9 protein-coding genes and 2 pseudogenes are annotated in these 11,876 nt (G+C 70.1%); 7 read left to right on the forward strand and 4 right to left on the reverse strand.

Annotated elements, in window-relative coordinates:
* Window positions 1–140 precede the first annotated feature (140 nt).
* Together ACWC1K_RS13105 and ACWC1K_RS13110 are read right to left on the reverse strand one after the other, a co-directional pair.
* A pseudogene (locus ACWC1K_RS13105) lies at window positions 141–440 on the reverse strand (MarR family winged helix-turn-helix transcriptional regulator); the annotation flags it as partial.
* Between the two features lie 110 nt (window positions 441–550).
* Window positions 551–3,151 carry a DUF1349 domain-containing protein gene (locus tag ACWC1K_RS13110; RefSeq protein WP_450830932.1) on the reverse strand — a complete coding sequence of 867 codons (2,601 nt, stop codon included), beginning with the start codon at window positions 3,149–3,151 and terminating at the stop codon, window positions 551–553.
* Between the two features lie 281 nt (window positions 3,152–3,432).
* Between ACWC1K_RS13110 and ACWC1K_RS13115 the strand changes: the two genes are divergently transcribed.
* The 4 genes and pseudogenes from ACWC1K_RS13115 (at window position 3,433) to ACWC1K_RS13130 (ending at window position 6,139) form a co-directional block, all read left to right on the forward strand.
* Window positions 3,433–4,101: a FadR/GntR family transcriptional regulator gene (locus ACWC1K_RS13115; protein ID WP_450830933.1), complete on the forward strand. Its 669-nt coding sequence runs from the start codon at window positions 3,433–3,435 to the stop codon at window positions 4,099–4,101.
* A gap of 202 nt (window positions 4,102–4,303) precedes the next feature.
* A pseudogene (locus ACWC1K_RS13120) lies at window positions 4,304–5,173 on the forward strand (zinc-dependent alcohol dehydrogenase); the annotation flags it as partial.
* Window positions 5,174–5,205: 32 nt separating this feature from the next.
* Window positions 5,206–5,538 (forward strand): hypothetical protein, encoded by a 333-nt coding sequence (locus ACWC1K_RS13125; protein WP_450831128.1) that lies wholly within the window; start codon window positions 5,206–5,208, stop codon window positions 5,536–5,538.
* Between the two features lie 394 nt (window positions 5,539–5,932).
* Window positions 5,933–6,139: a hypothetical protein gene (locus ACWC1K_RS13130; protein WP_450830935.1), complete on the forward strand. Its 207-nt coding sequence runs from the start codon at window positions 5,933–5,935 to the stop codon at window positions 6,137–6,139.
* A 57-nt stretch (window positions 6,140–6,196) separates the two neighbouring features.
* On the opposite strand, the gene ACWC1K_RS13135 is transcribed toward ACWC1K_RS13130, so the two are convergent.
* Window positions 6,197–7,990, reverse strand: a complete 1,794-nt coding sequence (locus ACWC1K_RS13135) for a thiamine pyrophosphate-requiring protein (protein WP_450830937.1) — start codon at window positions 7,988–7,990, stop codon at window positions 6,197–6,199.
* A 256-nt stretch (window positions 7,991–8,246) separates the two neighbouring features.
* Between ACWC1K_RS13135 and ACWC1K_RS13140 the strand changes: the two genes are divergently transcribed.
* Window positions 8,247–9,041, forward strand: a complete 795-nt coding sequence (locus ACWC1K_RS13140; RefSeq protein ID WP_450830938.1) for an RNA polymerase sigma factor SigF — start codon at window positions 8,247–8,249, stop codon at window positions 9,039–9,041.
* Here the strand turns inward: ACWC1K_RS13140 and ACWC1K_RS13145 are convergent.
* Window positions 9,022–10,137, reverse strand: a complete 1,116-nt coding sequence (locus ACWC1K_RS13145) for a PAS domain-containing protein (protein ID WP_450830940.1) — start codon at window positions 10,135–10,137, stop codon at window positions 9,022–9,024. The genes ACWC1K_RS13140 and ACWC1K_RS13145 overlap by 20 nt on opposite strands.
* Window positions 10,138–10,225: 88 nt before the next feature.
* Here ACWC1K_RS13145 and ACWC1K_RS13150 point away from each other — a divergent pair, with 88 nt between their 5' ends.
* A complete protein-coding gene (locus ACWC1K_RS13150) occupies window positions 10,226–10,945 on the forward strand; it encodes an ANTAR domain-containing response regulator (RefSeq protein ID WP_450830941.1) in 720 nt (239 codons plus the stop codon).
* Between the two features lie 177 nt (window positions 10,946–11,122).
* Window positions 11,123–11,839, forward strand: a complete 717-nt coding sequence (locus ACWC1K_RS13155) for a hypothetical protein (protein WP_450830943.1) — start codon at window positions 11,123–11,125, stop codon at window positions 11,837–11,839.
* Window positions 11,840–11,876 lie beyond the last annotated feature (37 nt).

An 11,876-nucleotide genomic window follows, 5' to 3' on the forward strand; every position in this document is an offset into this window, starting at 1 on the left:
CCAACGGATACCGCCCAACACGTTCCGGGTGATCGGCCGCATTCCCGAACCGGTGAGCGACACAATCACACGTCGGTGCAACCGAGTTGAACTCCACTGGCGCGAGCACGTACAACTGCGGCAACAGGGTCTCCTGGAGGGCGCTGCATCAGCTCCTGCCCTTCGTCGGTCAGGCTCAGGAGCACCAGTCGGCCGTCGGTGGGATGGTCTGCTCGCCGCACCAGCCCTCGGCTTTCCAACGTCCGGGCCACCCCCGTGAGCGTGCCCTTGGAAATCCCGGCCTCTTCGGCCACGTGCCGCGTCTCCGACTCGCCCCAGATCCAGATGACCCAGAGCACCACGAAGGCGGTCCAGGTCAGGTCGACACCGCGCAGCACGGAGTTCTCCAGGTGCTGCCGCACCGCCGAGGCGGCGCGATAGATGTTGGCGACCACGGCCATCTGGTCATGCCGGACGGGGATACCGCCGAGCCTGGCACGGACAAGAGGGTGTTCAGATCTTGCGTCACCGCATGATCTGAACACCCTCTGCTCATCTGATGGAGAACTGGCTACGGAGTGATACTCAGGCCGCTGAAGGTGGCCGTACCCGAGACCTTGTTGTCGTGGGAGGTGTGGAAGACGCCCGCGTCCTCGGTCGCGTTGGCCCCGGACAGGTTCACCGCTGAGCCGACCTGGGTGAAGGTGGTCCCGTTGGTGGAGTAGTACCCGCTGACCTGGTTGCCCGTGCGGGTGAGCCGCAACCAGACCGGTGCCTTGATGCCCGTGGTCTTCGCCTCGGAGTCGAGGTATCCGTCGCCGTTGGAGTCGTATTCGAGAACGACTCCATTGCTGGGTGTCACGGCCATGACTGCGTAGCCCGCTGAACTGCCGGAGGCCGTCATGTTGTTACGCACCATGATGCCCGCTTTTGCCCAGGGGTTGGTGTTGTCCAGCTGGTTCACCTTGGTGGTCACGGTGGTGCCGTTGGTGAACGCTTGGCTCTGGTAGATGGCCCCGTACTGGTCGTCGTGCTGTGGCGTACCGCCCCAGACGTCGGTCCCGGCTTCCGTGATCGCGAACTGGCCGTTCGCCTGGCTGAAGGTGGCCGGCGAGTTCACCGCGAAGGTGGAGTAGGGAGCGGTCACCGGGTACTTGAGGTACTGGTACGCGGGTTCCAGACCGGCCGCGTTCATGACCGCTTGGGCGCCCGCCGGCCAGGCACCGCCCGTGACGATCACCGTGCCGCTGACCACGTTGCCACGAACCCCGTTGACGACGTCACCGTCCCTCGTGGTCCAGTTGTCGGTCAGGGTGAAATTGCCGGTGTTGGTGTTACTGGGGGCGTTCGCGTGGACGTAGTCCCCGCTCCCGTTGAAGACGTTGTTGGTGGCGGACAGGTATCGCGATCCCTCGTCGAAATACATGCCGTGGTTGCCGCCGGCGGTGCAGTAGTTCCGGTCGATCACACTGGAGGGGTTCGCCGACAGGGTGTAGACACAGCCGGCGTCGTTCATCGACTGCAGGAAGTTGTGCACGTAGTTGGCGACCACCGAGTTCCCCGAGGCCGTCGTCGGGGTGTTGTACATCGGCTGATAGTTGTACAGACCCCGGTTGAGGTAGTCCGGGCTGCCGCCCACGTCGTTGACTCCCCACCCGAAGCCGAGGCCGATGCCGGAGTAGGGGAGGTTGTACGCCTCGTTGTGGCTGATCTCCGCGTTGGTGGTGTACGTGGCGAGAATCGCGTCGTTGTCACGGTAGTCGATGGCGACGTCGTGGATGAGGTTGTTCTTGATCGTGATGTTCTTGTTCGTCATCCGGGCGTCACTGGGGTGATGCGCGTCTTCCCGGTACCCGCCGACGATGATGCCGCCCGCTGCGATCTGGTTGAAGAGCGAGCCGACGACGCTGATGTCGCTGGCTCCCAGGCCGACGCCCGAGGTGTTCGCGTTGGCGTCCTCGCCGATACCTAGGCCGTACTGGCCGATGCCGACGAACTTGTCGGCGTTGAACGTCACGTGGTTCGCTGCGGACACCTGTACCGCCGCGGGCATCTGCAGCCAGACCGGGCGGGTCGCCTCGAACAGGCTGCATCCCGCTTTGCAGGAGGTGAAAGCATCCGAGGGCCTGTTCCAGTTGCCCTTGATGTACCCGCCGGTCTGCTGGTCGGCCCAGCCGTCGTTGGTGCTCGGGTGCAGCCAGCTCGTGTGGGAGAACTGCACACCGACGAAGGACAGATCGTGGGCCGGCGCATCGTAGGTGCCGCCGACGCTGATGAGGGACTCCAGCCGCGGCAGCTCCACGTCAGCGGTGCTGATGTCCTGCCCGGCCAGCGGCTTGTAGTAGAGGTAGCCGGTGGCGGTGTTCAGATACCACTCACCTGCGGCATCGAGGAATTCGTAGGCGTTCTCCAGGTACGCCGGTCCCTTGCGGAACGGGGACTGGACGGTGTCCCAGCCCCAGGTGTTGTTGTCCCAGGCGGGCTGCTGCATGGTGGCCGTGTTGTTGCTGATGCTCTGGACCGGCATGTAGCGGTCGGTCCAGCTGTCGAGCGTCTCGAGCTCCACCCGGCTCTGGTTGGCCAGCGTGTTCAGGTAGCTCAGCGCGGAATTGGTGAAGGTGAACCCGGTCGAGGTGAACGTCAGGTCGGAGCGGGTGACCTGGGTGCGCGCCCGGGTGGCGAGCAGGCCATCGACGTAGAGCTGGCGGGTGTCGAAGCCGGTGCCGACGTTGGCGCGCCAGATGTTCTTGGTCGCGTCGAACTGCGACCAGCCGGTTATCTTCCGCGCCCCCGAGATGACCGGGTGCGCGCCGGGGGCAGCCTTCCACACCACCGTGTGGCCGCCTGTGCCCGAGTCCGCGGCAGTGAAGGAGAGCGGGGCGGAGAGGCGGTAGGTACCGTCCGCCAACTGCACGACGATGTCGCCGGTCATGCCGGCGTTGACCGCACGCACCGAGGTCTGCGCCTGGGTGATCGAACACGGCTGGGCAGAGGAGCATGCGGTGCCGGTACCCGAGGGTGACGCGTAGAGCGTCGTCATGGTCGCGGCCTGTGCCGCTCCGGCGGACGTGACTGCGGAGAGCAGGGCGCCGACGAGCGCCGTCGCCGCGGTCGCGGCGCGTATCCGCAGCCGGGGGCGGCGTGAGGGGGTCGTTCTTCGGAGTGAAAGCACGAGGGCTCCTTCGGTGATGCGCACCGTGCCTGGTCCGGGTCCCCTCTCGGTCGCGACCCGGCGGGAATCCGGCCATGTTTCACCGGCGTTTCGCCGGGGCGGACGAACTTCATCATACGAATGACATAATCTGCAAGGTGTATGCTGTGCTATTTCCTGATCACAGGGAGCCGCACGTGGTCCGTACCCCGGCCAGTCGTCAACGACTGGCACCTGCGCCCTCGGAGGGCTCGCTGGGAGCCGTTCCCCGACGGCCAACTGGCCGGCTCAGCGACACCGTGGTGACCTACCTCGTCGACCGGATCGTGGGCGGGGCCTATCCGCCGCACTCCGCGCTGCCCATCGAGCCGGTGCTGTGCGAGGAGTTCGGCGTCAGCCGGACCGTCGTGCGCGAGTCGGTGAAGGTACTCGAAGAAAAGGGGCTGGTCAGGGCGGCACCCGGGCGCGGTACACGGGTGCGCGAGCCACAGGAGTGGAATCTCCTGGACCCTGTCGTCCTGGAGGCCCAGGTCCGCCACGACCGGACGCTGACGATCCTCGACCAGCTGGTCAGCGTGCGCATCGCCCTGGAGGCCGAGATGGCCGCCGACGCGGCCGGCCGCATCACCGACCTCGAACTCGCCCAACTCGAAGAGCAGGCCACCGCGCTGCGGGAGGCACTGGACGACCCGGTGCGCTACGCCGAGGCAGACGCCGCCTTCCACGAGACGATCATGAGGGCTTCCGGGAACCTGCTGGGTCAAGCGATCATCCGCAGCGTTCACGGCAAGGCCCGCCTGTCACGCCTCTACATCGGTCACTCAAGCCGCGACGGCTTGACCGTGTCATTGGGCGAGCACGTGGCCATACTCGAACTGCTCCGCCATCGTGACGCCGACGGAGCCGCCCGCGCGATGCGCGAGCACATCGCCCGGGCGTGGGCGAGCCGCCGGCCGACCCCGCAGCCGTGACATCACCGACGGGCCCCCCGTCCGCCGGAGAGGACAGGTTGGGTACATCCGGTCATGCCGCCGGCCGATCGCTACAGGGCGGTGTCAGCCCGCGCGAGCACGGCAAAGACCACTGCGCTCCTCCACAGGGGCCCGCCTCATGGACCTCACGGTGACTGGTGTAGAGGGGAGGACGGCGTGCCGATCTCTCGTCGTCCTCACGGTTTCGTCCACCGACCTGCACATCTTCCACGGCGACATGGACGCCCGGGTCCAGACGCCCGCCGTCCTGGGGCACGAGATGTCAGGCCGCGTCGTACGCGTCGGCCCGGACGTCGAGGGCTGGCAGCCCGGGGGACGCGGTCACCGTGATGCCGCTGCGCTGGGACGACTCCTGTCCGGCCTGCCGCGCCGGGCATCAGCACGTCTGCCAGCACCTGGACTTCATCGGGATCGACTCGCCGGGTGCGATGCAGCAGCGCCGGACGGTGCCCGCCACCACGCTGGTCATGCTGCCGCAGTCGCTCGCCCTGGACCGGGCCGCGCTGGTGGAGCCGACGGCGGTCGCCGTGCACGACGTGGGCTGGGCGGGGGTGCGTGAGGGCGAGAAGGTCGTCGTGGTCGGCGGCGGCCCGGTCGGCGTCCTGATCGCGCTGGTCGCGCGGGCCGCGGGCGCCGAGGTCCGGGTGGTGGAGCTGAGCGCCCACCGTCGGCTGCTCGCCGAGGAGTTGGGGCTCACGGCCTGGGACCCGGCCGCCGAGGACGTGGCCGAGGCGGTGCGGGAGTGGACCGGGGACGCGGGCGCGGACGTCGCCTTCGAGGTGTCCGGCGCGGCGGCCGGCGTGGACACGGCGGTCGAGGTGCTGGCAGTGCGCGGCCGGCTGTGCCTGGTCGCGATCCATCCCGCCCCCGCGAGGTCGACCTGCACCGCTTCTTCTGGCGCGAACTGACCCTGGTGGGCGCCCGGTTGTACGACCGCTCCGACTTCGAGAAGGCGGTGGCGCTGGTCGCGGACGGCACCATCCCCGCCGAGCGGCTGATCAGCAAGGTCGTGCCGCTCGCCCAGGCGCCCGCCGCCTTCGAGGCCCTGGAGGTGAGGCCGACGCCTCGGGGGACTTCGACGGCATGGCGCGCGCTTGGACCGACACGCTGTGGTCGGCCCTGGCCGAGGAGTACGCCGCCGCCACCACCGACGAGAGCGCACCGCGCTTCGAGGTCGACCTCCTCACCGAGGCCGACATCGGTCCTTCGATCGTCTCCAGCCAGGCCCACCCGCTGACCGTGGTGGCCACGGAGGACCTCGTCAAAGACCCCACCGGGTTGTGGGACTTCGGCCTCAGCGCGCCCCGCGCCCCGGCGAAGTCCATCACCCTGGAGCTGCCTGCCGAGGCCGACAAGGCCGTCCACCGATTGGCACACAAGATCGGGGATCCGATCCGCCTCATCCTGGTCCCCTGAACACATGCGGGGGCCGGCCTCGTCTGGCGGCTCCCGGCACCGGACGGCGCCCCATGTTCACCCTCCCCGACCGGCTCGTGGTCACCCTTTTCCGCCAGCGGCTCGGACTCCCGCAGGTCACCGATGTCGGTGGCGATCACTCCGGGATGGAAGCACGAGGTGGTGACACCTGTGCCGTGTACGCGCCGCGCGAGTTCCCGCGTGAACAGGACCGTGGCGAGCTTCCATGCGGCGTAGGTCCGCTGGGAGCTGTACCGGCGGTGGGATCCGTCGAGGTCGTCCAGGTCCAGACGTCCACGGGGGCAGATGCGGCCGGCGGTGTTGGTCACCCTGGCCCCGCCGGGGCGGCGGTGAGCCGGGGGAGCAGCCGGTTGGTGAGCCGGAACGGTGCCAGGTGGTTGACCTGGAAGGCACCCCGGTCGACGCCTCCTGGACGGTGACCCACGCGATGGAGGCCGTCGACGGCGCACCGGTGCGCCGTGGCCGCTGCCTGACCAGCGTGTTCTGCAAGCCCCCGTGGCGTGACGTCCGGGAGTCTCGGCCGCACCACGATGTCAAGTACGGCAGTTCGGCACTGAACAGTTCACCGCTACTGAACTGACCACTGAACTGTTTCGTGCGCAACTGAACTCTTCAGCGCCGTGCAACACGACCGGGGCTACTGCTTCTCCCGCCCCGGCAGGAACTCCTGCACCTTCGCCTTCAGCCCCCGCTTGATCATGGAGCCGCGGTCCGCGTCGCCCTTCAGGATCGAGGCGGCCGTCGCCTCCATCTGCTCCCAGGTGGCGTGCGGCGGGATCGGCGGGACCGCCGGGTCGGTCAGGAACTCGATCACCGCCGGGCCGTCCGCCTCCAGACCGGCCCGCCAGCCCGCCTCGACGTCCTCCGGCTTCTCCACCCGGATGCCGGTCAGGCCCAGCGAACGGGCGAACGCGGCGTACTGGACGTCCGGGAGCTCCTGCGAGGGCAGGAAGGACGGAGCGCCCTCCATGGCCCGCATCTCCCAGGTCACCTGGTTGAGGTCGTGGTTGTTGAACACGGCGATGACCAGCCGCGGGTCCTCCCACAGATCGCGGTACTTGGCCGCCGTGATCAGCTCGGCCATGCCGTTCATCTGCATCGCACCGTCCCCGACCAGCGCGATCGCGGGCCGGTCCGGGTGCGCGAACTTCGCACCGATCGCGTACGGCACCCCGCAGCCCATCGTCGCGAGCGTCCCGGACAGCGAGGAGCGCATGCCCGGCTTCATCGTCAGGTGCCGTGCGTACCAGTTGGCCGCCGAGCCCGAGTCGGAACTGACGATCGCGTCGGCCGGCAGCAGCGGGTCCAGCACATGGGCGACGTACTCGGGGTTGATCGGGTCGGCCGACAGCTCGGCCCGCCGCGCCATCACCTCGCGCCAGCGCGCCACGTTCGCGCACACCTGGTCGTACCACTCCCGCCCGCGGTCCTCACTCAGCAGCGGGATCAAGGCCTGCAGGGTCGCCTTCGCGTCGCCGACGAGATTCACCTCGTACGGATAGCGCATGCCGACCATGTGCGGATCGATGTCGATCTGCACCCCGCGCGCCTTGCCGAACTCCGGCATGAACTGCGTGTACGGGAACGACGAACCGATGGTCAGCAGGGTGTCGCAGTCCCGCATCAGCTCGTACGACGGCCGGGTGCCCAGCAGGCCGATCGAGCCGGTGACGTAAGGGAGTTCGTCGCTGAGGACGTCCTTGCCGAGCAGTGCCTTCGCCACGCCGGCCTTCAGCAGCTCGGCGGTCCGCTCGACCTCGGCGCGTGCCCCGGCCGCGCCCTGGCCGACCAGGATCGCCACCTTGTCACCGGAGTTGAGGATCTCGGCCGCCTGCTCGATGGACTCCCGGGACGGAACCGACGTCCAGGAGCTGCGGCCCAGGCTGGAGGGCACCATCTTGAACTCGTGCGTGGGGGCTGAGTAGTCCAGCTCCTGGACGTCCCCGGGGATGATGATCGCCGTGGGGGCGCGGCGTGCGTACGCGGTGCGGATCGCGCGGTCGATGACGTTCGGCAGCTGCTCGGGGACCGTCACCGTCTCGATGAAGTCCGAGGCGACGTCCTTGAACAGGGTGTGCAGGTCGACCTCCTGCTGGTACGAGCCGCCCATCGCCGTGCGATGCGTCTGGCCGACGATCGCCAGCACCGGCACATGGTCCAGCTTGGCGTCGTAGAGGCCGTTGAGCAGGTGGATCGCACCGGGCCCCGAGGTCGCCGCGCACACTCCGAGACGACCGCTGAACTTGGCGTAGCCGACCGCCTCGAACGCGGACATCTCCTCGTGCCGGGACTGCACGAAACGGGGCTTGTTCTCGGCCCGCCCCCAGGCGGCCAGCAGACCGTTGATGCCGTCACCCGGATAGCCGAAGACGTGGTCTACTCCCCACTCGCGCAGTCGTTGCAGGACGTGGTCGGAGACCTTGGTGCTCATGTGTCGACCTCCCGGGCCTTGGCGTGATCGGACAGCTGTCGTCTGCGGGCCGAGTCACCCGGTGGGCCGACGGAAAACATGCGGGGGTGTTTGCGGCCCGGGGCCCGGGGCAGGCGCAGTTCCAGTGCTTCGGACAGGAGGCACGTCCGTGGGACCGGCCCCTGAGCCGCCCAGGCCGCGCCTGTCTCGAACGCGCAGCCGCACTCCCACGGTGACCGTCCACCCCAGAGCACCTTCAAGGGAGTTGCGACGCACCATGCCCACCAAAGTGAGCGCGAAGCACCACCCGCACGACGACGCCCCCGACACCGCCGACGCCTTCCGCAAACTCGCCAAGCTCCCCGCGGGCCAGCAGCGCGACACGCTGCGTGAGCAGATCGTCGAGGCCTGGCTGCCGATGGCCGACCGTCTCGCGGGGCGCTTCCGCAGCCGCGGCGAGAGCTTCGACGACCTGCGTCAGGTGGCCGCCCTCGGCCTGGTCAAGGCCGTCGACCGGTACGACCCCGAACTCGGCAACGCGTTCGAGAGCTACGCCGTGCCCACCATCACCGGCGAGATCAAACGGCACTTCCGCGACCACATGTGGACCCTGCACGTACCGCGCCGGGTCCAGGACCTGCGCAACCGTGTCCGGTTCGCCACCCAGGACCTCTCCCAGACCATCTCTGGCCGCAGGCCCACGGTCGCGGAGATCGCCGAGCACGCCAACATGAGCGAGGAGGACGTCCTGGTCGGACTGGAGGCGCTGGAGAGCTTCACCGCGCTCTCCCTCGACGCCGAACTGCCCGGCAGCGAGGACGGCTACTCGCTGAGCGACGCCCTCGGATCCCCGGACCCCGCGCTCGACACGGTCGTGGACCGCGAGTCCGTCAAGCCCCGGCTGGCCGCACTGCCCGAACGGGAGCGGGCCATCCTGTACATGCGGTTCTTCGGCGACATGACGCAGAGCCGGATCGCCGAGCAGCTCGGCATCTCCCAGATGCATGTGTCACGACTGATCAGCCGTTGCTGCACCCGGATGCGGGACCAGATCATGCACGAGGCCGCATAGCCAGTGCCAGATGGCGCGACATCAGGTCCATCGCCTGCGCCTCAGCCATCGAGAACGCCAGCCGGGGCCCGCACCGGAACAACGTGAGCACCCCCCGCACGGCGTCCCCGTCCTTCAACGGCACACACAGCAGTGACGTGACGTTCGCCGCTACGAGGACGGGGGCGCCCGTCGCGGTCCGGCCGAAGGCGTCCGGGTCCGGCGGGCGGATCTGCAGGGCCGGGGACCCGGTCCGGATCGTCTCGACGACCAGGGGGCAGTCGGCCGGATCCTGCCCCTGGAGCGCGGCCGCGGTCCCGTCCGGCGGGGCCAGTACGGCCGCGCGCGAGAGACCGTCCGCGCCCGCGTCGGCGATCACCCAGTCGGCGAACCTGCCGTGCAGGACCCGCGCCGCCGCCTCCAGGGCGGAGTGCCGGTCCGTGGTCAGCAGGGCCGTGGTCATCGCGTCCAGGAGGTCCATCACGGCCGCGTGCCGGGTGGCCTCGGCGAGGTCCGGCAGCTGCCGCGCCGGCGGGTCCGCCGGCTCCGTGGGGACGCTGGGCCCGCCGGGCTGCAGGACCACCAGGACCGTCGCGCGGGGCTCGCCGCTCGGGCGTACGGCCGCCAGCGTGGCGTGCACCGGGACGGACGGCTGCTGCTGGAGGCGGACGGTGAGACTGCGGTCGCCCTCGCCGCGGGCCACCGCCGCGGCCTGCGAACGGAACGCGGCCCGGTCGGCGTGCGCGAGGAAACCGGTCAGCGGGCGGCCCGTCGCATAACCGGCGCGCACACCGGTGAAGGCGCTCGCCGCGCCGTTCAGCCGCCGCACCACCGTCTCCTTGTCGACCAGCGCGACCGGCAGCGGGAGACGCTGGAACACGGCACGCAGCAGCTGTTGCTCCTGACGGTCCGCCGAGGCCCTGGTGCGGGCCGGGCCCGCCTCCGAAAGCCGCTCGTACCGGGGCCACAACTGGCCGACCACATGGTCCAGTTCGAAGATGGCCGCGTCCAGCACTGTGGGCAGGTCCCCACTCGACACGGACCGCGCCGTCTTCAGCTCCGCGACGCGGCGCACAAAGTCCGCAAGGTCTTCACCGAACTCGTCCGTCTGCGTCATGCGACGAAATTAGCGCGACTCCCGTCCGAGGCCACCGTTTTCGGACCGGGCGAGGGGGAAGGTGCGCGAGAGAGAGGAGGAGTGCACCATGCCGGACACCGGGCATCACACCCGTCGTTGGGGAACGGAGGCGACCGAGCCCGCCCTCCCCGGGCGGCGGCTGTCGGAACTGGTGGAGGAGGCCGCGCGCTGCACCGTGGAGTGCTGTGGAGCGAGCGGAATGGTGGCCGACGGCGGCAGCGAGCGGCCCGCGGCCGTCACCCATCCCGACCTCGCCCCGCTCGTCGCCGTGCAGCTGCGCTCCGGGGACGGGCCCATCCCGGCCGCCCTGGAACGCGGGGAACCGGCCCGCTGCTCCGATCTGCTGCGCGAGGACCGCTGGCCCGACTACCGCGCCCTCGCGCTCGACTCCGGGGTGCGCTCCAGCGTCACGCTGCCCTTCCGGCGCTCCGGGCTGGCGGTGACGCTCAGCCTCTACAGCTTCCGGCCCGGCGCCCTGGCGGACGCCCCGCACGGGCCCGCCCGGGCGCTCGGCGACCTCGCCATGACATGCCTGGTCCGCGACCTTTCCTACCGTGCCGCGCTCACCGAACTCGACCAGCTCGGCACCGCCCTGCGCTCCCGCCCCCACGTCGACCAGGCCTGCGGCATCATCATGCACGTACTGGGCTGCGACGCGGACGCCGCGTTCGGGGTGCTGCGCCGCCTCTCGCAGGGCAGCAACCGCAAGCTGTCCGACGTGGCGGCGGCGGTGGTCGAACGGCGGGGGCGGGGGCTGGAGAGGGACCTGGCCGCGTTGCTGAACTGAGGTCCCGCGAACCGGGGCCCTGACACCAGGGCGGGGCACCGTCGTGTCACCCGCTCGGGCGTCCTCGTAGCGCGAATGGGGCTCGGCCGCGCGCGCCTGGCCGCCGGGCGGGCTGTGATGGGCTATGGGGCACGACTCCGTGCTCCTGAGAAACCGCCCGTCGAAGGAGCCCTCCCCATGCCTTGCACCGCCCGTGTCCTGTCCGTCGCGGCCCTGGCCGGTGCCACGCTCGGCTTCGCCTCGGCCGCCTACGCGGACTCGGCCGCAGAGACCGGCTCGAGCAGCGTCTCCCCGGGCGGCGGCGTCACCGTCTCGGTCGCCTGCGAAGCGACCGGGGGACCGCCGCCCGCCACCCTCGGCGCCGCCTCGCACACGAACGCCGGGAGCGGGCACCCCACGACCGTCGACGGCACCTGCGCGACGGCGGCCGGCTCCACGGGCAAGGCGTGGAGCGCCGCTTCCCATGTGAACCGCGGCGACGGCAGCGATGGCGCCGCGGTTGGTGAGAGCGGGAGCGACGGCGGTGTGAGTGGTGCCGACGGCGGCGGTGGCGGCGGACACGGTGACGACGGCGGCGGTGGCGGCGGACGGGGAGACAGCGGCGGCGGTGAGGGCGCCGATCTCGGCGGAGGCGCTGTCGGCGGCGGCGACGTCGGGGACGGCGACGGCCATGACCAAGGCCGGCCCTGCACCGCGCAGGACTCCGACTCCTGCGGCGGCACGGGCCTGCAGAACGGGCGGGAACACGACATGCAGCACGGGGTGGAGGCCGGTGCGGGCGGCACCTTCTCCGACTCCGTGCCCGCCCTGGTCGCCGGCGGCCTCCTGATCGTCTGCGCACTGGGCGCCGCCGCCTACCGGATGTGGCCCAAGGACTCCGTCTGGGGCCGCTGACCCGCCGGGAGACGGGCGAAACCCGTGCGCACTCCGA

This window comes from Streptomyces sp. NPDC001492 (assembly GCF_053597275.1).